Source organism: Okeanomitos corallinicola TIOX110 (assembly GCF_038050375.1).
Taxonomy (GTDB): Bacteria; Cyanobacteriota; Cyanobacteriia; order Cyanobacteriales; family Nostocaceae; genus Okeanomitos; species Okeanomitos corallinicola.
In genome coordinates, this window is record NZ_CP150886.1 from 2,517,338 (window position 1) to 2,538,081 (window position 20,744).

Genomic DNA, 20,744 nt, shown 5'->3' on the forward strand with positions numbered 1-20,744 from the left:
TCACATTGAACTTAATAAAGTACGTACATAAGCTGCTGCTGTAACGGCTGCATATTGTTGCCAAGTATCAGATTTATGTTCATCACAATAATCACAAATACCACGAACTACAAGATAACCTATACCATGATTCCAAGTAGCATCAGCAACACCTGATCCTTCCATTTCAATAGCTTTAACTCCAAATTGATCCCTTAATAAATCACGTTTTTGAGGATTTTTAAGGAGTTTATTTGCTGAACCAATTGCACCTAATAAAATTCTAGGTTGATCTTTTCGTCTTTCTGAATCTTCTGGATGGGAAATTATCTCATCGGTTTCCTCAGAAGAATAAAGTATATCTGTTTCTGGAGAAGGAAGTTGCCAATTTAGCTTTTGCAGCGCTTTGATGATAATATCTTCCCAGGGGCTTTGTCCTAACATTTCATTACTACGCAAATATCTGGCAGCTTCGATTAACTCTGCACTTGCAGCAATTGGCATAGCACGAATTTCTGTAAATTTTTGAGACTCTTTATCAAAATCGTACTGTACAATTCCTTTTTTATTAGAAACAACAATATCACCTAAACGTACATGATCTTCCACTTTGGTAGGATGTGGTACACCGCCAGCAATACCACACATAATAATTGATTTGACAGTAGGATAATGATTCAACATATTAGTTGCTCGAACAGCAGCAATATTGTTACCCATATCAGCTAAAGTTACGGCTACTGTTTGAGGAGTGCCTTCACTATCAGCAATATCTGTTAACCAATATCTTCGCCCTGCCCCTGCTCCTTTTTCCTTAACATCTCGCCCTTGTCCAAATACAGTTTTAACTGCTACATATTCTTTTGGTAATGCTGTAATTATGCCAATAACGGGTTCTGAATTACCTATCTTAGAAATAATTAAGTTAGTTTTACTTTGCAAATTTTCTGTTGATAATGTTCCTATTTTCTGTTTACCAAAAGTTATAACTATATTGAATATTTGTAAATCTTTGTCATCTAAATTATACTTTTCTGGTTCTTTTGTAATATATTCTAAAAAGCTAATTAGAGGATGATAATTAGGTTTTTGACTAGAGACTTTATATTCTTTAAACCTTGCGACTAAGCTAGTAATAAATTCACTAATACCTAAATTAAAATCAAGAGCATCAATAAAATAATTATTAACTCCTGCGTTACTAAGAAGACTTTTTTTTGCTCCTATAGAATCAATATTTCTAAATATTTGATTTAAAGATGATTCGAGTTGAATAATATCATCTTGTTCTAAATTAGAGAAGATTTGAGTTTGTGAATTGACCATTGTATTATTGTTAATTTGGTTAATATAGTTTAGTGCTGGAATAACATCTGCACCAATTAAAATCAAAATTTGTTCAACAGGGCGTGTTTTTTCAGCAAATTTTAGAGAAAAATTATCTGTATCTTGAGAAAGTACCTTGACAACTTTAGTTAAATCACTTTCATTTAATTTGAGTAATGGTAGAATAATATTACCCTCTCTTAATAAAGTGCCAATATTTTCTTCAAGATTTATGGTTTCAGGATTTTTAAATGCTTCTTGAATTATAGTTATTACATCTTTGGTAAAAATACTTTGTTTTGCAGTATCTTGTTCTGATAAGTTAAAAGCTTTTTCAAGTTTAGCTTGAGGGATTGTTTCTCTTAACGCATAGGATAAAGCATATTGTGGAGAATATCTTTTAACTGTTTCCGTAAACTGTTGCCACTTTTCTAAATTTTCCTGTTCTTCTTTTGGAGTAGAATCAACTTCTTGTTTGAGACTATTAATATCTTTTGATTTTCTATTGTGTTCAGCTAAATCTTGAGAATTAAAACCACAAGCTTCTACTAAAGGTTGAGATATGGGTACATTAATAACTTCAGGATCAGCTTTATGGGTATAAACAAATTGATTTACAATAGCTTGATATTTATCCATTTCAATTCTAAGTTTTTGAACTTCTTCAAAAGTGATTTGTTTTTTTAATAAACCTAATGAAAGGACTTCTTTTTGTATTTCATTGACTTTAGCTTCTAATTGATTTCGATATTTCTGAAGAATATTAATAAATTCAGAACGCATCTGATGAAATTCATCATTATTTAATGTATATCTTTTAATTGATTCTCTAAGAGCGTGTAAACATTGAATATGACTTTGTTCAGTAATTATCTGATTGCCTTTCTTTATACTTTCAGGATTTTTTAAAAGAACAATTAGTAATGGATGTTCTTTCGGTAAATTATCAATATTGCCATCACTTCCGGGTTCATTGTTTAAAGGAATTGCATCATAAATTGTGAGATTAACATTATTTTTTATCAACCATTCTGGACATCCTCTCTGAATTATATTAACATAATTTATTATGATACTCATAAAATCATCTTTTACAATAAGCCATTCTTGATTATCAGGATCAACTTTGCAATAATGAGAATATTCAATCCAAGCTAACTCAGCAGCTTTAGATGGTTTAACTGACAAAGGTAGCTGACGAACAAAATCAAAAACATATTTTAATTCTGTACGAAATCCAGTCTCTTTAAAAGATTGATCTATGAGATGTAGCCATTGCCTTCTTGCTTTTTTAAATTCTTTAGAACTTGGTCGTTCTATTTTTCGTTTTTTCCACCAATATAAATATTCTGAAACACGCCCTTCTACTTTTTCTATTATTAAATATCGTTCATGAATTATATTTTTCTGCTTTATAATTTCAGGACAATATTCTTGATAAAAATTGTTTTCTTTAACAATCTGACTCAAGGTTTTATGTAGCACTTCAAAACTAACAGTATCAACTAAAGTTTCTTCAACATATAAGAGAGTATCTAAAATTTTGAGATTAAACCAATTATTATATTTTTTTTCAAATTCTCTAATAACTTCACTCGGAAACTTGTAATCTTTCCTATACTTTTCTATCAGATTAACAAAGTCAACTCTGTCATTTTTCTTAATTGATGAAACTTCAAAAATAGCATTAGCAATAATCATTAACTCTTTCCAAGAGTCTTTACACCGATATTGCCATTCATTAATTTTCCGCAGTGGTATTCTTGACTTTTTCTGTAGCTGTTCTATATTTCTTTCAACTTCTGACAAATAATGAAAAATTCTCTGATTTTCCTCATAAAAGCTGTCAACCCATTCTCTAACATGGTAGTAAATTTCATCAGATGACATTTTTCCAATTGGCATTACATCAACTGAGAGAGAACCAATATCATTAAATGCCACAATACAGGGAACATGACGACCTATACCCAGTCTTTGAGCAAAACGATGTGCTTCATAAACTCCTGGCACAGCCGAATATTCTCCGATTTTTCTGTTTAAATCATTGAATGTTCGTTCAGGGGAATGAACAGGTCGAAATCCTCTAGGTCGCAATTCATCCCATATTCCCCTTTCAGGATAATCATCTTCCCAATAATGATATCTGCGTCTTCCCCAAGGAAGCATTCCAAGAATAATTTGGAGCGAAGTTATATTGCCCCTCATATCACCCCTTGCCAACTTCCTTCTAACATCATTTTCAAATTCTTCCTTATCAATATCAGAAAAAAAGATAAAACGAATGCGATCTGCTGTTCGGTGGCATAAGTCCACAAAATAACGTTGTATAAACTCCATACACACTGGTGAACCATCATTGACAAAAACAAGACTAAAGCCAAATCTATCCGTAAGAGTACGATGTGGTTCATCTAACCTCAAAGCATAACGATATACTTCCTCTGCACTAGCTGCTCCAAAACCCATAATGAATAAATCTTGCTTAATTTTTATAATTATAGTTGATGTAGATAAAAGTCTCTGATTTGTCAGTCTATGTCAAGAAAAGAAATTTAAAAAAGCGATTAAATATTGTCAAGAAAGTTTAAGAATAGCAAAAGAAAACATAAATCTTGAAATAGAAACACAAGTGTTAGGTAGTCTAGCTCAAGCTTACAGTGGTTTAGAACAATATGACAATATAATAGAATACCACAAGCAAAGTTTAAATATTATGCAGGAATTACAAGATCGTAAAGGTGAAGCCGAAGCTTTGTGTAATCTAGGAGTTACTTTTGCAAAAATGCAACAATATCGAGAAGCTGAAGAAAACTTAAAAGCTGCTTTAGGCATTTGTAGAGATATTGAGAACTATTCTACAGAAGTTTATATTTTGGAGAATTTAGCAATGCTTTATTGTCAATTAAATAATCACAATTCTGCTAAAGAATATTGCAAACAAGGTTTAAATCTGCACACAAAATTATACCAAATCCGGTTCTCATAACCCCCTAAAAAAATACCGGAATTTAACGCAATATCATGATTTTGAGGCTTAATCGTTCGGGGGGCGTGGCAACCGGATTTGGTATTAAACCTTCCTTTGTCACAAAGTTTTCAACAATTAGTTAAATATTTCCAACATAACAATTATTAATTATGAGCAATTCAACTACAAGAAATAACCAAGATAGTTTAACTGATATCTTACCTTCAGGTGATTCCCTTCTTAAAAAACTATCAATTGATCCATCTAGCATAAAAAATATAAAACCCCGTTGGAAACGTACTCATTATAGAGCCATAATTAATTGGTTGTGTATTTATTAAAAATAAATGTCAAAATCAATCTCAGACAATAATCTTTCTAAAATTGAGAAACTTCTCCTAGATTTAAAGCAAGCAAAAGCTGTAAATGATCACCATAAACAAGCACAACTACTCATGAATTTAGGTAGTGCTTATTACTCTCAAGGTGACTATGAACAAGCCTTTTTATGTTACTAGGACTTACGCATTGACAAAAATATCATTTATGCAGTCTAGACAATGGCATTCTTGTCAAGGTTAGCAAAAATGTGTTCACGGACAACAGAAGTAAACAGATTCCTCTGTACTTCATACCAATTGCTAATTATTTTTTCAGAGCGCATAAACTCCAATTTCACAAAAGCTTGAAGTGAACAAAATATGTGAGTTTTGATTGCACAGGTATCTCTAACCATGAACCGACAAATTCCACATACTTGTTTTATGGCTCGATGAAATGTTTCAATACCCCAATGGGTATCATGAATTGTGACGAAGGTACTTCTAGTTATGTCTTTGATTTTCTCCTCATCTGGCAGATATAAAATATAATGTCTAGAGTCTTCTTTTTTAAAGTCTTTCCTAAACAACTTTATAAATCCAAATTCTTTCAGATGAGTCCTTAATCCTTCTTCAGAAATAGCCAGAGTGCTGACCTGACAATACTTATGTGGCTCGTTTGAAACAGTTCTATTTTTTTCAATTCCGAATAAAAACCCCAATTTCTGGTTTTTTAGAAACTTCAAGTTTTCTACTCCAGAATACCAACTATCTCCTGTTACCATTCTGGGTTTGACTCCCCAGCTTATTATTTCACTTACCATTTCTCTAAAATAATCGTTTTTTGTTTTTCCCTCCTTTTTATCATATATTCTGTAATTAATTGGGACTGAATTACCATTAATATCACTGTAATATAAAGTGATTAAATTTAAGCCAATAATAGTTTTATGGGCTTTTCCTGACCAAAAATAACCGATTAATTCGGCATTTTTGGGGTCGCTGTAAATCTTTTCTATAACCGTGTCATCTACACTTAATATTCCTCCTTCTAGGTTAATTATTTTCTCTATTATTTTGAATAAATCTTTGGGTTCGTATCTCTCTCTCAATAAAAAGCGGTTTACACTATCATGTGAAACATTTCCCAATATCTCTGCTAACCTACTGCACCCTCCATACTTTGGCTCTGACAGCAAAAATAAGGTGTAGATGTCTAGATTGCATTGTGCTGTCGTTCGCGTTAGCGTTGCGTAGCAAGGGTTTAGTAATTTCTCTCATTCTCCCACACCCATTACTAGACGACCCATATTTATCAATGCACTATTTTATTATTCTGTCAATGCGTAAGTCCTAATTAATATGAATTAAATTGACTAACTCTGGAGTCAGAAATAAAGGTAGGGCTGCATGACAAGCTAACCATAAGTGCTTCATGCCAAAGTGTCGCTCAAAAGCTACTACTTCCCGAACAGCAAATTCAGGAGGTAGCCATTGCCTTCTAATAACTGCTTCCAAAGTTTTAATCATCTAACCCAACTCCTGGTGGAAATGGATGTCCCTGCAAAATTTTAACTGTATCGTTTAAACCTTCTCTGTCCAAAGAAAACATTGGCACTAGATGGGCAATATCCTCGAAACCACTGTAATAAACTCGTAGTTTCAAATTCTTTGGGAATAGTAAGACTTGTTAAACCATTTATAGGGTGTTCAAATCCAACATGAGCAAAAATAATTACAAAAGAACGGCTCTTTTTGTTGATATAAGAATCTACTTCTAATCTACTTTTTTCGCAAAACTCAATAGCCACAGATTCCATCTGTTCTCGATTTGTTTCTGGGATATTATATAACCATATAACTAATACAATATCCAGACAAGTTTCTGGAAGAAATAAATCTAAAATATTTTGACATTGATTACAATTTTTCAGTTTCGATTCTATTATCTGTCCTCCTGTTAATATATCAGATGGATAGAGACGAACATCAATTTTTCTGTTAGGTCGCTCAGTCTTATGTTTTAGATCCCGTAACATCCTCTCAATTATATAGTCTTGAAGAATAGTCGTATCATAACCACTAATGGTAAAGGTAAATATTCCTTCATAACCAACTCGTTGTGTAAACTCAGGAGCTAAAGTTTCTAAATCATAACCAACTATAACTTCTTTATCAATTCTCACTGCTTCTACTCTGGATGTTATTTGTGGTTTTGCTTGTCTATTCTTAGCCAGTAAATCATTGTAATCTTTGCGTCTGAGTGGAGATTCTAAATTTTCTCTTTGGCTGGATTTAGCAATTAAGTTTTCGATGAATTCCTGTTCATCATCTACTACTTTAAACTTGAAATACTTTAAAAATATAATTAAATTTAATTGTTTCCCATCACCATTATAGTTATAAGTTGTCGTAGCTTCAGCCAAAAAGATTTCCACAAATTCTTTTGGTGGACAATTATAGTTTAAATTTAGTTGATCTTGAAGATTACAATTAGACATGAGAGACTTTAAATACTGACTACTACGAGCCGCAAAATGTTCTTCCAAAATTTCTCGTAACTGTGCCATTTCATAAAAATTAAACCCTAGCATTGAAAAGTTTTAAAATATGTAAGATTGCATTTCAATTTGCATCGAAGTTAAGGTGCTATTAAGTAACTGGAGCTTAATGACAAGATATTGCTCTTTAATTTATACCTCAATCTAGGTCAAGAATGATCTTCATCCAGTTTTTTCAAGTGTTCAAAGGTTTTTCAACTTTTTTGGTTTCCAAGGACTAAACTATTGTTAGGCGATCGCGCAGATGCAAATGGCGCTAAATTATCAATGTTACATTTAAAACTACTAGTTAACTTATGAGTGATAAGGAACAAATCCTGGAAGTATACCTTCACGAATATGAAAAACTAAAGGAAGAACAAGCACAGCGAATAGGTTTTCGCGATAATATGCTGTATGTAACGCTGGGTGTATTTGGTGGTATTCTCTCTTTTGCCCTATCTGGTAAAAACAACAACAACAACTACGCACTCCTAGTTATTCCTTGGGTTTGTCTTATCCTTGGTTGGGCTTATCTGGTCAACGACGAAAAAATCTCAGCTATCGGAAGATACATTCGTTATACCCTTGTCAATAAAATTCAAGAACTAACTGGTAATGCAGACATAGAATCTATATTTGGTTGGGAAATAGCCCATAGAAGTGATAAGCGACGTTTTCGACGCAAGATAGAGCAATTAATCGTTGATGAGATTACTTTTGTTTTATCTGGTATAGTTGCATTGCTTGCTTTTTGGTTTTTAGTCTCACAGCCGCCTTTAGCTATTAATATTTTGTGTATTGTGGAGTTTATCCTTTTAATAGTCTTAGCTGTGGAAATTTTCATTTACGCTGACTTAGGAGTTGGAAGGTAGTTTTATCCCTCTTATATCAGACTCTGAAAAATGGTTGTCAAACCCTGATTCTTTCCTTTTCAGGGTGCGATAAAGAAGCTGAAGTTTAGACAGGTTATAGGGTGTGGGGTGTGGGGTTTTTTGATCATGAACTCTACTATCAAGCAGATAATTATCTTATACCATTTCTTTATGAGGCTGCGCTTAATTTTGCGACTTGTATTTTCCTCCTCTGTTACCTCTGCGGTTAATATCCTAATGAATTTGGCGCATCTTTATACAGAATTGGTATTAGTTTCTTTAGGGTTTACGAAGGAATAAAAACTTAATAAATTGATATCTGATTCTAAATAAATACTATATTTTATTGAGGTTTTATCAGCCCAAACCCTTTATTTATATTTCTTTCAACCTACTTGTCACCCCCTGAACTTGCCTACCAAGTCTTGCTCTCACGACAATGTAAAATACCTACCCTTGTGAGATCCCCCTGCGCTCTGCTTCCACGGATCACTTTTATGGCTTACGCCAAACTTCTCAGCGCAGCCATACCCAAAAGGCTTTACAGCAAGCCATATCTAGTCTCTTGAGCCTAAAAAATTAATGAGAATGCCAATTATTTTACCTATATTAACTAAAAAGTATTCATTCAAATCAATAGTAATAGTTGTTTCTTGTAATTGCATAAATTTCCAAATACTTCCTGTAGTGATAACTCCATAAATTGTATTAATTTCTTGATTGTGACGTTGATTAAATAACTGAGCAGCAATCATTTCTGCCATACATTGAGCTAAACCTGATTCTATGTTATCATTCTTCGCTTCTACCAAAGTAATTATAGGTGCTTCGATAATTAATTGTTCAGAAGATTTACTAATCAGAAAATCACAAAATCCAGTTAAACCCCTTTCTGGATCTACATTAAAATCTTTACCTGAAAATAAACTTATTTGATTGGTTAATTGTTTTCTAATTTCAATTAATATTGGTGTAACTATCATTTCTGAACGAGATTTTTCGGAGTTAATAGATAGAGCTAAAGGAACGTTATATTCTAGTGTTTCTGACAGTAACTGACTATATTTTCGTTCAGGAATTGCGGAGAAGAAGCCGATTTGTTCAGATAAAGTTATCCCAAATTCAGATTTAATTTGTTCCAGGGTAAATTGGCTGTATGACATTTGATTTTTATCCTATTTTTATAACGTTATACCAATTTTGTATCAAGATGCACGAAATTCATTAGAGAATTAACCACAGAGTATAAAAATACGAGTTATTAGTAGGACTTAGGCATTTTAAATGTTAGGTTCTGAGATTGCTTCCTTTCGTCGCAATGACACTATTTGAAGTAGATTTTGTGTAATTCCTGATTAAATTAAAAGGGAGCATCCCAATTTTGCAAATTTACCAAAATTATTAGTTGTCATTGCGTTAGCGGAGCTTTCGGTTGAACGATACACTCCATTTCATTCCGCAAAGCTAAAGCTACACTTCGTGAACGTAATGACAGATTTTATTTTTACACATTTGGGATACTCCCAATAAAAAGGGGAGCATCCCAATTTTGCAAATTCACAAAAATGATAAGTAGTCATTGCGAATGGAGCGTAGCGTAATGAAGCAATCTCAAAGTCTTAATATGCGATTACTTCCCTCCATTTCATTCCGCTCGTAATGACGGGTTTTATTTTTACACATTTGGGATGCTCCCATAAAAAGTACCTAAGAACAGCTAAATCAAACTTTTATTTTTGGTTTTCACCCGTTGATAAAATTCCTCCATTGTTTCAATAAACGAATTATCTTTGTGCCAAAAAGCTGGAAAATCTCCCTGTTTCTTCACAAGAATTGCTGACACACCACTAGAATTAGGTACTTCTATGGTTTGAGGTAAACGCTTTTTCCCTAACCAAAATTCTCGCACACTTGGCTTTTCATCCACAGATTGTTTTTCTAGCTGAGTATAAAAGGAAGAAGCAGGTTCTAATCTAAATTCCTGGGGATTTAATTCCTGTACCAGTGCTTTACCTAAGTTAGAATTAGCTAGTTTTTTATGAAGTTCGTCCTTTGATAATCCCCGTAATTCAAATAATAGAAATGGATTTTTATCTAATCGAGAAGCAACTAAATAATAAACTCCAGCAATATGTTTGCAGGGATTCGCATAATCTGGACAGGAACAGTTAGTTTGAAAATCTTTACTACTATGAGGTAATAAATTTAATCCCAATTCTTGAAAAGTATCTTCAATATTTTCTGGAACTTCATTCAACAACAATCTAGAAATAATACTAGCTTTAGATGATAGTTTATCAATAACTTGATTCCAACTACTTTTATCTATAGCTTTAATCTCAATATGAATATGGTAAGTAGGTTCTTTATACACACCAAAGTAAGGATTTATTGAACCTCTAACCTTGGCAGTGATATGATTTTGCTTAACTTCAAAGTTTAAAACCTTACCATTATTAGCATAAGAACGACCTCTTTTTAACCGATTATCATCAGTAAAATTTTCTAATGCTTGAATAAAGCGATCTCCCCACCATGTCCGACTAAATTTACCCATAATTAAGCACCTGAATAAAATTAATTTAACATTTTCAGAACCAACAAAAAGCTCTGTATTTCTTAATCTGTTTTCCGGTAAGGGTGGCCACCGAGATACGGATACTGTGATACTGTTTGCATCCACCAACCGACAAGAGGAAATTGAATCCAGAAAGAGAAGTAGAAGAACGTCAAATACCAGTATGGAATAACAAACCCGATTCCAAGCCCCTTATAAACAGCCAGCAGCAGATAGTCATATACAAAAAGCGGAAGTGTTAGGTATAGGGCCAGCCAACACGAGTTGACCAAATGCTTGCTGTCAGTCCAATACTTTTTGAGGGTATATTGCGTAATCGGAAAATAGATGAGTGTGACGAAGACACAAACCACAATTTTTGCCCAAAAGTACCATTGCTGGTAATAGTCGGGAAGTCCAATTATGTAAAAAATGAGCCAAGTAATAAAGCTGTATACAAGCAACTGGAAGTGTTTCTTAGTGTCCATATTTCCTGTAGTCGTCAGTAGCACTTTTGTTGCAACTCTATTTTTATACGATTGCACAAAGTCGGAGAGCAATTTTTTTTCGGCGGCCACCTGGTAAGTATTCAGCTAACTCCTATAGCTTGTGTGACAATGTAGAAGTCATACGGCAACCTAACGCTAACAGTAATCAGCTTTTTACAGCAATAACAAAGATTCAGAAATTGTAATTTCAGGAATGTGATCTGCATCTGTCTATTTTCACTCTTTGTATTTCAATATTTCACGTATATAGCTAACGGCTGAATGCTTACGTTTCTCGTTCCCTGTTCCCTTTCATAAATATACAATTTATTTACTACTACTTATTTTACTCCAAAATTGCACTTTTATTTAAAGAAATTAGTTGTTTGAAAGCCTCGTTATCTAATTCTGTTAACCAAGATTCATCATTACCAACTACAGATGCAGAAAGTTTTTTCTTATCTTCTATCATTTGATCAATTTTCTCCTCTAAAGTACCCATTGCTACAAATTTATGTACAAATACATTCTTTTGTTGTCCAATCCGAAAAGCTCTATCTGTGGCTTGATTTTCCACTGCGGGATTCCACCATCTATCAAAATGAAAAACGTGATTCGCTTTGGTTAAAGTAATCCCTACACCTCCTGCTTTTAATGATAAGATAAATACAGATGGTTCTGTATCTGGGTCTTGAAATTCAGTTATCATCTGTTCCCGACGTTTACGATTTGTCCCACCATGCAGATAGTAGGTGTTACAATGTAAATTATGTTTAATATGTTTTTCAATTTGTTCGCAAACTTCTGTAAATTGACTAAATATCAGTAAACTTTCCCCTTCCGAAACAGCTTCCTCTATCATTTCTACTAAACGACTGAGTTTATGAGAACGTTCTGTTGAAAAATCACTGTTATCTTGTAAAAATTGAGCCGGATGATTACAAATTTGCTTTAATTTCATCAAGGTTGACAAAATTAAACCTTTGCGTTGAATTCCCTCTACTGTTTGTAATTTCTCTTCTACATCTTTGACAACTACCTCATATAAAGATGCTTGTTCTTTAGTTAAATTAGTGTAGAGTTTTTGTTCAACTTTATCTGGTAAATCGTTAATAATAGATTTATCAGTTTTCACCCGACGTAAAATCAAAGGTTCAACTAATTTCTTCAGGGTAGTTGATTTGATTCTATCATTATCTTTTTGAATCGGAACTTCAAAAGCTTTACGAAACTGTGCTTCTTTACCTAAATAACCAGGATTCAAAAAATTAAAAATTGACCATAAATCTAACAATCTGTTTTCTACAGGAGTTCCTGTTAAAGCTAGTCTGTGTTTAGCTGCAAGTTTGAGGATAGCTTTGGTTTGTGCAGCTTTAGGATTTTTGATATTTTGTGCTTCATCTAAGACAATTCTTTGCCATTTTACACTTTGCAGGAGTTTTTCATCTTTGCGTGCTAGGGTAAAGGAGGTAATGATAACATCGTGTTGTTGACAAGCTGTTTTGAATTCGGGAACAGTTTGGATGCGATCGCTCCCATGATGTATCATACTCTGAAGATGAGGTGCAAATTTCGCAATTTCCTGTTTCCAGTTACCAACCACAGATGTCGGTGCAATTAATAATGTCGGTAACACAGATGTTTGCAAACTATTGACATTCTCTCCACCTTTTTTATCCTTTTTATTTTCCCTATCTTCTATTTTTTCTATCTCCCCGTCAATAGAAAGCGACTCTTGCTGATATCTTTCATTTCCTCTATCTTTTTGAGATTTCTTATTTTTCCTATCTTCTATTTTTTCTATCTCCCCTTCAATAGAAAACAATTCTCTCTCCTGCACAAGTCTAGCAATTACCTGTACCGACTTCCCTAAACCCATATCATCTGCTAAACAACCATTTAAACCCAACCGTTCCAAATATTCTAACCAAGCAACACCACGTTTTTGATATTCTCGTAAATTACCTTGCAAATTTAATTGGTCAGAAATTGGTTCTAATCTACTTTTATCCTGTAGTTTTACCATCATATCTGACAAAATTTCATCATGTTCAATATCCCAATCTTCCCCAACTTCTGCATTCCATTGTAAAAATTCTAAAACAGACATCTCTGGTTTTTTTTCACCTTGAGATTGCCAAAATTCTAGTAATTGCTGCATTTTATCCCGGTCTAATTCCATCCACTGACCACGAAAATGCACTAAGGGTGCTTTAGCATTAATTAATTGTTCCCATTCTTGTTTCGTAACAACTTCCTCTCCAATTGCTAATTCATATTCATATTGCACCAAAGAATTTAAACCAAAATAACTTTTGTTTTCTCCTTTAGTTGCAGAACGACTATTACCAGAAGCTTTCAATCTCAGTTTAGCACGACGACGACCAGCAGGGGTATACCAAGCAGGAACGGTAATTTTAAAACCTGCATCTTCTAACACCCAAGCACTTTCTTGTAAAAATGCAAATGCTGATTCTAATGTTAATTTCATTCCTACTGGAGTATCTGTTTCTAATCCTTGCCATAATTGGGGATACATCCGTGCTGCATATCCTAAATTTAATAACAAGTTAGTTTCAAAGTTACTACCATATTGTTTTTGTACACCTGTTTTTGTTTTTGAACTCATTGACCAATAATCTGCTAAAGCTAACTTTAAAGAAGGGTCTTGTTTACTAGATACTAAAAACTGCATTTCCCAGTTATCTATTTGGTCAGCAGCAGGTGAATTAAGTTGAAAACACAGATAAAAAGGTAGTTCTGATTGGGAACGGGTAATTTTACTTTTCCATGTCTGCCATTGATGATATTCTGCTAAGGTTACATATCGGGTAAAATGTGAACGAGAAAAACAATGGTAAACTAAGGAATCTGTAATTTTTTTATCAAAGGCGGCTGTTAAGGGTGTATGAATAACTATGTTATTGAGGATATATTCAGAAAAGTGTCTTAATAGGGTTTCTTGGTTATAAAACTCAATGTTTTCATTTTCTATAGTTGAACCTGCTACACAAATTAATGGCATATATTCAATATATTTCTGAATACTAGCTTCATACTGTTCGGAAATTATTTCCCACCCGGCATAAATTTCAAATGTAGGGGGAAGTAGTCTGTTTGGTTTAGTTTTACCTGTGGGTTTATTTAATTCTAATGGTTTGTATTTGAGGGTGGGAATATATTGATCTTTGAGAATTATTTGTTTGAATGATTGGGTATAGTGATACCAAAATAATAAGTCTGAACCAAGTTGAATTTCACTCAGGTTATTGATTGTTAAAAAATGAATATCGTTGAGCAGTTTGATAATATTAATTGCTGAGGTAATATCACCTTTTAAGGAGCTTAAAGTTTTATAACAACATACTTGCCAATATTGAAAATCTGTGTATTCTTCAGGAATTTCTATTTCTAAATATTTAATTAGTTCTGGTGAGGGTAAAGGTTGATTATTAGCGGTTGGCAGTGCAAAATATTTTGTAGATATGCGTTCTTTTAAGGTTGGTAATGGTTCTTTAATTCCTAATTCCTGTCCTAAAAATTGTAATAATTCGTCTTTGTCCAGATGTCCAGGATGAATCTGTTGTTTAGGGTTACGTTTCTTTTTTAATACAGGCGTTTCTACCCACAGATAAAATGAACCTGACTGCACAAAGTCGGTTTTTGGGTTGGGTATCCAAGTGCCATGAAGGATTTTCATAGCTTTATTCTGATTATTTTTGACTATAAATTTTCATGTTTAGCATACATGAATTTGGCGATAATTTTACTACCAAATATTAAATTTTGTGTACTTGTAGCGGTTTCTGTTCACCGAAGTATGACGTTAGGGTGTTGGAACTTCAGTCATAGTTATCAGGTACAGTCTACACTTGAAAGGTCATAATTAGGACAGCAATTCTCATTTTGAAAACAGTTTACGCCATTTTAGCAATCTCTAAGGGACTTCCAAATCAAAAAATATCAATCTTTAAGACAGCAGGGAGCAGGTGGGAAAAAAGTTGTTTTGATAATAGGATAATTTACAGCAGTTTCCGAAGCTATGAGTTACAGTCTATCGATCTTATCCTTTTCCTATACCTATACTTTCAATATTTAAATCAAGTGTACCTCATTACAACGGGAAGCGCTGTATTGCCCTACCTGATGTACCTTCAGCCGGGGGTTTAGATTTACTCTCAAAACGGTTAGAAACGATTACCTGTTTGTTGCAACCAGAAGCACAAAAATATAACTTGAAGTTTCCCACGGGAATGCTGTTATGGGGACCACCAGGAACAGGTAAAAGTTTATCGGCTAAGTTAGCAGCTAAGAAAATGGGCTTGCCATTGTTAGCAGCTAATTGGGGTGTACTATTAGGTAGTCCTCATCCTGATCGAGCTTTAAAGGAGTTTATCGCTTTGGTAACATCCCTTGCTCCCTGTGTTCTCTACTGGGATGATTTTGATAAGGGTTTTGCTGGCTGGGACTCGAATGCAGATGGAGGTGTGGCACGGCGTTTATCTGCGGCGTTGTTAACTTGGATGCAGGAGCATCAAGAGCCTGTTTATACCGTTGCTACTATTAACCGCTTGGAAATGCTACCTGCTGAATTGGTACGTCGTTTTGATGATGTGTTTTTTGTAGATTTACCCCATGAGGGGGCAAGATACGAAGTTTTTAATTTGCATTTAGCTAGGTATTTTCCAGCTTTTCGAGGTAATGATTCGCCTTGGAGTGATGAGCAATGGCGCAGGTTATTGACTGAATATAGGATTTGTACTCCCGCAGAAATTGGTAATGCTGTGCGTCGTTGTGCTGAAAGGGCTTTTGCTCAAGGTAAACCAGGGCGAATTGAGTTTGAGGATTTACTAAGACAGCGATCGCATTTTACCCCGGCGATGGAACGAGAATCTGAGCAGATGCAAGCTATTCGCAATCAGGCTATTTACGCTCAACCCGTGTCGAGTGAAGATGTTTCACGGTTTGCTTATCAGCACCAGGAGCTATTTGAATAAGCTGGGTTTATCCTCAACAATTTGGGAGCATCCCAAATGTGTAAGTTTATTTTTTACTTGAGTTCAAGACGTGAAATGAACGAACCACGAAGACACGAAGGACACGAAGGGAAGAAGGAAAAAGAGAGTTTTTGGTGTTGTTGCGGTTATTTTTTCAAAATTGGGATGCTCCCAACAATTTAGCTAATATAGAACTGGTATTTGATTTGTGAAATTATCTGTGTAGAAAGTGAATATGGGAAGTGTACGGAGTGTTTCCAATAATCAAATATAGGACTCCTATTTGATTTTTGATAGCTTGCGTGGCGTAGCCATACAAAACTCGGTACACCTTAATATTTTCTAATCCTCTTGCCTTCCTACGTAGGAAAATTCAGAAATCAAACCGGATTCCTATATGATTCCTATATATGATTTTAGATTTTCATCAAAAAAAGCAGTAATGCTACCAACAATCAATGATTGAAACAATAATTATTTTTGTTATCATCGGGCTAATTGTTACTCTAATTTTAATTAATCCCATTCTCAGTAAAAGGAGAAGAAACCGTCTCAAAGGTCGTTCTTTTCCTCCCCTTTGGAATGCCATTATTGAAAATAATTTGCCAATATATCTCTATCTTGTTCCTGATGAAAGAAAGCGACTACAAGGACATATTCAAGTATTTTTAACAGAAAAGCAATTTATTGGCTGTAGAGAATTACAGGTAACAGAAGAGATGAAAATAATCATTGCTGCTGTTGCCTGTTTACTTCTACTTAATGAACGAGGAGAATACTTCCCTAAACTGCGTTCAATTTTGGTTTATCCTAGTGCTTATATTGTTAAGGAAACGACTGCTATTGATAATTATGTTGTTGAAGAAAGGCGTGTAGCAAGACTAGGAGAATCGTGGACAAGAGATCAGGTAATATTATCTTGGGAACAGATAAAACAGGACACCCTTAATTGGCAGGATGGACATAATGTTATTCTGCATGAATTTGCCCATCAGTTAGATCAAGAAGATGGAAAAGCTGAAGGTGTGCCGATTTTAAAACACAGTTCAGATTATCCAATTTGGGCTAAAGTGATGAGCGAAGCATATCAACAACTTTGTAATGATGTTCTCCAAGGTGTAAATAATGTCATAGATAGTTATGGTGCAACAAATCCCGCAGAATTTTTTGCTGTGGCGACTGAAACTTTCTTTGAAAAACCACACCAATTGTTATCTCATTATCCGGGGGTTTATCAGCAATTACAATCTTATTATCAATTAGATCCTGTGCAGTGGAAATGATTTAGGCTACTATTATCAATTGATAATTAACAATTGACAGTTGATAATTGTTTAATTCAAGGTTTAAAACCTCCCCTTTCAAGGGAAAAAACAAAAAAATGCGCTTTTTCAATTCTCTGACTTTAAGGTAGAGGTCATTGTCAATTGTCCATTATTGAAGTAGCCATCATGAAATATTCAAAGAATGAGAACAAAGGAGGAAAGTGTAAATTTCTGAAATTAATGTTCCTGAATCTTTTTTCTTGGTTTGATACTATAGGCTGATTACTAATAGCTGAATAATTACTGAAAAACTAACTTTCTTTCAGCTAGTCACAGAATTTACCAGCTATCACCCACACTAACATCCACCACCACAGGCACAGGATTCAGAAACTTTTCAGCCGCAGCAACCATACATCTGTGTAAAATCCTGCTTACCTGTTCAATCTCATTTCCTGGACATTCCAGCACAATTTCATCATGAACAACACAAATCAACCTGGCATTAGTCCTACTTAACGGCTTAACAAGCTTCACCATAGCCAACTTATTAATATCAGCATTTAACCCCTGCACAGGATGATTGAGCATTTCAGCCAACCTTGGTTTATCAGCCCATCTCCGTCTTCTCCCTGCCAAAGTCCGGCTTTCTTTCACACCCCGCAAATATGCTTTCTTAATCGTTTCATGCCACCTAGTCACACCAGAATAAGCATCAAAAAACCGCTTTCTAAAAGCCTTCGCCGACTCCAGTGTCATAGTCACACCATACTTAGTTTCAGCATAGATGCGAAGTTTAGCAGCACCCATACCGTAAATCAGCCCAAAATTAATCGCTTTAGCCAGTCTGCGGTCTTCCTCTGTCACCTCCGTGATCAGCTTACCAGTTACCAAAGCAGCAGTCAGTTTGTGTAAATCAGCACCTTGACGGTATGCTTGGCGCATCTTAGCATCACCACTCAAACGCGCCACAATTCTTAACTCAATTTGCGAATAATCAGCTTTAAGTATTTGATAGTTAGGTGCTGCAATAAAACAACTTCTAGCAGCAGCATCACGGGGAATAGTTTGTAAAGGTGGTTGACGACAGGAAAATCTTCCAGACCTTGCCCCTAATTGATAGTAATTAGGGTGAATTCTCCCAGTTTTTGGGTGAATATGTTTAGGTAAACTATCAGTAAAAGTGGCAGTAATTTTAGCAAGGTGACGATAGTCCAAAAGAGCCTTAATAATAGGATATTGCTCAACTAAAGGCACTAAATCTTTTTGATTAGTTGACTGTACTGGAATACCCATAGTTTGGAAAGCAGCTAAAACTTGTTGGGAAGAATTAGGATTAACAGTATCAGTCAATTCTGGTAACAGAGATAATTGAGATTTACCCACCAAACGCAATTGTTTAAGTTGTTGAAGTGCAGTTATTTTATCAGCTTCTAACTTTGTACCTAATTTATGCCATTGAGACACATCAAACAACATTCCATTGAGTTCCATTTGAGCAACAACAGGCAGACAATGAAATTCAAGTTGGGCAATTTTCAGCAAATGAGCCTGTTTTAATTTCTTGACTAAAATCGGGTAAATGTCGAGTAAAATAGCTGCATCTAGAGCAGCATATTGTAATTGTTCTGGAGTCAGAGATTGATGCCAATTGCTAGTTTGTAAGGTTTTATCTATTTGGATACGTAACAGTTTACGAGTGACATTTTCTAAAGAAGCACTGGTTTTAATGCCAGCATTTAAAACTTGGTAAGCAAGTTGAGTATCAAAGAAACGTCCAGAGATTTGCGGGAGCATCCCAATTTTGCAAAGAGATAGGGAGAAGGCAAGAATATTCGCGAGATAAACTCGCGAATAAAGCGGGGGACTGTACATAAACACAAAAATTCGCGACAATTGAAAAGTGTTCCATCCCCAGTAGAAAGGCCAATGACACCAGAAGAGAAAAAAGAACTAGATGCACACGTAAAAGCCATCGCCAAAATCCTGTATAAAAACACGCCACCAGAAAAAATAGAAACCTTTGAAGGAATCGAAACAGCCGTCAGAGACCAAGTATTAGAACACGTCAGCCCGAAAATCGCCTTTTTTTTGTCGGAGAAAAGACGGGAACAACAAGAGGACGCAGCCGAACCATAAGAAGTTGTCTGGGGAAAATAATCATCACCAAACAACAAGCCGCAAGAATGGGAATTGAGCCATATAGGAGGTTTAGCCCATTACTAGAAAAGTGCTGTTTATTACTAGCAGCCAATGAATCATTCCAAAATGCAGAACAAGACCTCAAGGTAATGACCGGAATAGAAGTAGGTCATAGCACCTATCATCGTCAAGTACATAAATTGGATACATCCCCACCGAATGTCAAACAGAAATTAACAGAAGTCTGTCTAGATGGCGGAAAAGTCAGAATCCGCTCACAAGAGCAAGGAAAACCAGCGTACTGGAAAGAGTATAAAACAGGCAGATTACAAGGAATATATTACGGAGCATTCTTTCAGGATAATCTTTCCCTCACCAACTGGGTTAATAGTCAAAACATCGGTAAAACATACTGAGCATATTGATGCTGTGATGTCGGTTTTTCGACGCTCTGTTTGGGAAGAATTACAGAGAATCATTGATACTCTGGATGAGTGTCTTCTCGATATTCGTTCTGGGTTGGAACAGGAGGAGGAAGAGGCGCAAGATTGAGACCCCCTATTTATTCGCGAGAATTTATCGCGAATTCTTTTTCTCTCTCTATTTTTGCAAAATTGGGATGCTCCCTTTTAAAGTGGTGGTGATGGAAGCAGATGAAACCACAGATACCGTAGATACTGCTTTATATTTTCGTTTTTGTGCTTGGAGGATGGGTTGTACACCTTATTTTATCGGTCCAATTCCGTTTTTCAGTTATCAGGTGAATGCATTGATGTTTGTAGGCAATTTAGACAGTGGGAATGAGCAGAGTGTTAATACTACTTCTACACCAACAGGTGCAAATAGAGAGGTGAAAGGTAATCTTAGTCAAAGTAGTACAGTAACAAGTCAAATTAATCCTTGCACATTATAACGCCAAGGGATACACGGAAAAATTCCATATAATCCTCCCGTGAAGGGTGAATATACGGAAAAATTCTGTATAATATCCAAAATAGGGGTTTAAAAAGCAGTTTTCCGTATATCCAGAAAGAAGGTAGCTGTAATGCTTGATATATTAGGATTTAGAAAAAGATTATACGGAAAGTTTCCGTATAATAAATGGTTATGCGGCGTTATGCCGCTCAACCTTCGGAACATCAGTACAGCAGGATGGTCTGTTAGTTTTCAGAATTAGTTGCCGAAAAACTATCCAGGCGACGTGACATTTTAATGTGGTGTAGTTATAACAGTTGGATAAGTCTGTATAACCCTTTAGGGCAATGTATAACCAACAACTCTTCT

General features: G+C 34.9%; 16 protein-coding genes and 1 pseudogene. 8 read left to right on the top strand and 9 right to left on the bottom strand.

Annotated features, from left to right (window positions below; genetic code table 11):
- Positions 1–3,729: a hypothetical protein gene (locus tag WJM97_RS10855; protein WP_353933034.1), complete on the bottom strand. Its 3,729-nt coding sequence runs from the start codon at positions 3,727–3,729 to the stop codon at positions 1–3.
- A 169-nt stretch (positions 3,730–3,898) separates the two neighbouring features.
- Here WJM97_RS10855 and WJM97_RS10860 point away from each other — a divergent pair, with 169 nt between their 5' ends.
- On the top strand, positions 3,899–4,294 hold the full coding sequence (locus WJM97_RS10860; protein WP_353933150.1) for a tetratricopeptide repeat protein: 396 nt from the start codon (positions 3,899–3,901) through the stop codon (positions 4,292–4,294).
- A gap of 329 nt (positions 4,295–4,623) precedes the next feature.
- Positions 4,624–4,794 carry a hypothetical protein gene (locus WJM97_RS10865; RefSeq protein WP_353933035.1) on the top strand — a complete coding sequence of 57 codons (171 nt, stop codon included), beginning with the start codon at positions 4,624–4,626 and terminating at the stop codon, positions 4,792–4,794.
- Positions 4,795–4,829: 35 nt separating this feature from the next.
- Here the strand turns inward: WJM97_RS10865 and WJM97_RS10870 are convergent, their stop codons facing one another.
- The 3 genes from WJM97_RS10870 to WJM97_RS10880 all read right to left on the bottom strand — a co-directional run bounded on the left by WJM97_RS10870 (position 4,830) and on the right by WJM97_RS10880 (position 7,190).
- Positions 4,830–5,795, bottom strand: coding sequence for a transposase (locus WJM97_RS10870; protein WP_353931436.1), 966 nt, complete (start codon positions 5,793–5,795; stop codon positions 4,830–4,832).
- A 154-nt stretch (positions 5,796–5,949) separates the two neighbouring features.
- On the bottom strand, positions 5,950–6,126 hold the full coding sequence (locus WJM97_RS10875) for a hypothetical protein (RefSeq protein ID WP_353933036.1): 177 nt from the start codon (positions 6,124–6,126) through the stop codon (positions 5,950–5,952).
- Positions 6,127–6,167: 41 nt separating this feature from the next.
- Positions 6,168–7,190, bottom strand: coding sequence for a hypothetical protein (locus tag WJM97_RS10880; RefSeq protein WP_353933037.1), 1,023 nt, complete (start codon positions 7,188–7,190; stop codon positions 6,168–6,170).
- Between the two features lie 263 nt (positions 7,191–7,453).
- Between WJM97_RS10880 and WJM97_RS10885 the strand changes: the two genes are divergently transcribed.
- Entirely contained in the window at positions 7,454–8,011 is a 558-nt protein-coding gene (locus WJM97_RS10885) for a hypothetical protein (protein ID WP_353933038.1), read from the top strand.
- 557 nt (positions 8,012–8,568) lie between these two features.
- Here the strand turns inward: WJM97_RS10885 and WJM97_RS10890 are convergent.
- The 4 genes from WJM97_RS10890 to WJM97_RS10905 form a co-directional block, all read right to left on the bottom strand.
- The gene (locus tag WJM97_RS10890) at positions 8,569–9,174 is read right to left on the bottom strand and encodes a hypothetical protein (RefSeq protein WP_353933039.1); all 606 of its coding nucleotides are present in this window, start codon (positions 9,172–9,174) and stop codon (positions 8,569–8,571) included.
- Between the two features lie 554 nt (positions 9,175–9,728).
- Entirely contained in the window at positions 9,729–10,568 is an 840-nt protein-coding gene (locus WJM97_RS10895) for an SWIM zinc finger family protein (RefSeq protein WP_353933040.1), read from the bottom strand.
- A gap of 62 nt (positions 10,569–10,630) precedes the next feature.
- A complete protein-coding gene (locus WJM97_RS10900) occupies positions 10,631–11,146 on the bottom strand; it encodes a hypothetical protein (RefSeq protein WP_353933041.1) in 516 nt (171 codons plus the stop codon).
- Between the two features lie 256 nt (positions 11,147–11,402).
- Positions 11,403–14,756 carry a DEAD/DEAH box helicase gene (locus tag WJM97_RS10905; protein WP_353933042.1) on the bottom strand — a complete coding sequence of 1,118 codons (3,354 nt, stop codon included), beginning with the start codon at positions 14,754–14,756 and terminating at the stop codon, positions 11,403–11,405.
- A 505-nt stretch (positions 14,757–15,261) separates the two neighbouring features.
- On the opposite strand from WJM97_RS10905, the gene WJM97_RS10910 reads away from it, so the two are divergent.
- Both WJM97_RS10910 and WJM97_RS10915 read left to right on the top strand, forming a co-directional pair.
- Complete coding sequence (locus WJM97_RS10910; RefSeq protein ID WP_353933043.1) at positions 15,262–16,053, top strand: AAA family ATPase; 792 nt, start codon at positions 15,262–15,264, stop codon at positions 16,051–16,053.
- A 458-nt stretch (positions 16,054–16,511) separates the two neighbouring features.
- On the top strand, positions 16,512–17,336 hold the full coding sequence (locus tag WJM97_RS10915; protein ID WP_353933044.1) for a M90 family metallopeptidase: 825 nt from the start codon (positions 16,512–16,514) through the stop codon (positions 17,334–17,336).
- A gap of 321 nt (positions 17,337–17,657) precedes the next feature.
- Here the strand turns inward: WJM97_RS10915 and WJM97_RS10920 are convergent, their stop codons facing one another.
- Complete coding sequence (locus WJM97_RS10920) at positions 17,658–19,115, bottom strand: DNA polymerase (RefSeq protein WP_353933045.1); 1,458 nt, start codon at positions 19,113–19,115, stop codon at positions 17,658–17,660.
- Positions 19,116–19,247: 132 nt separating this feature from the next.
- On the opposite strand from WJM97_RS10920, the pseudogene WJM97_RS10925 reads away from it, so the two are divergent.
- The 3 genes and pseudogenes from WJM97_RS10925 to WJM97_RS10935 form a co-directional block, all read left to right on the top strand.
- Positions 19,248–19,870: pseudogene (locus WJM97_RS10925) on the top strand (ISKra4 family transposase); the annotation flags it as partial.
- A gap of 19 nt (positions 19,871–19,889) precedes the next feature.
- A complete protein-coding gene (locus WJM97_RS10930) occupies positions 19,890–20,012 on the top strand; it encodes a hypothetical protein (protein ID WP_353933046.1) in 123 nt (40 codons plus the stop codon).
- A gap of 67 nt (positions 20,013–20,079) precedes the next feature.
- Positions 20,080–20,373 (top strand): hypothetical protein, encoded by a 294-nt coding sequence (locus WJM97_RS10935; protein ID WP_353933047.1) that lies wholly within the window; start codon positions 20,080–20,082, stop codon positions 20,371–20,373.
- The last annotated feature ends 371 nt before the right edge of the window (positions 20,374–20,744 follow it).

Excerpts from the sequence above, each read along its gene's own strand:
- WJM97_RS10885 (WP_353933038.1), top strand. The coding sequence starts at position 7,454 with ATGAGTGATAAGGAACAAATCCTGGAAGTATACCTTCACGAATATGAA.
- WJM97_RS10920 (WP_353933045.1), bottom strand. The coding sequence starts at position 19,115 with ATGCTCCCGCAAATCTCTGGACGTTTCTTTGATACTCAACTTGCTTAC.
- WJM97_RS10890 (WP_353933039.1), bottom strand. The coding sequence starts at position 9,174 with ATGTCATACAGCCAATTTACCCTGGAACAAATTAAATCTGAATTTGGG.
- WJM97_RS10895 (WP_353933040.1), bottom strand. The coding sequence starts at position 10,568 with ATGGGTAAATTTAGTCGGACATGGTGGGGAGATCGCTTTATTCAAGCA.
- WJM97_RS10865 (WP_353933035.1), top strand. The coding sequence starts at position 4,624 with ATGTCAAAATCAATCTCAGACAATAATCTTTCTAAAATTGAGAAACTT.
- WJM97_RS10935 (WP_353933047.1), top strand. The coding sequence starts at position 20,080 with ATGCTCCCTTTTAAAGTGGTGGTGATGGAAGCAGATGAAACCACAGAT.
- WJM97_RS10915 (WP_353933044.1), top strand. The coding sequence starts at position 16,512 with ATGATTGAAACAATAATTATTTTTGTTATCATCGGGCTAATTGTTACT.
- WJM97_RS10905 (WP_353933042.1), bottom strand. The coding sequence starts at position 14,756 with ATGAAAATCCTTCATGGCACTTGGATACCCAACCCAAAAACCGACTTT.
- WJM97_RS10875 (WP_353933036.1), bottom strand. The coding sequence starts at position 6,126 with ATGATTAAAACTTTGGAAGCAGTTATTAGAAGGCAATGGCTACCTCCT.
- WJM97_RS10880 (WP_353933037.1), bottom strand. The coding sequence starts at position 7,190 with ATGCTAGGGTTTAATTTTTATGAAATGGCACAGTTACGAGAAATTTTG.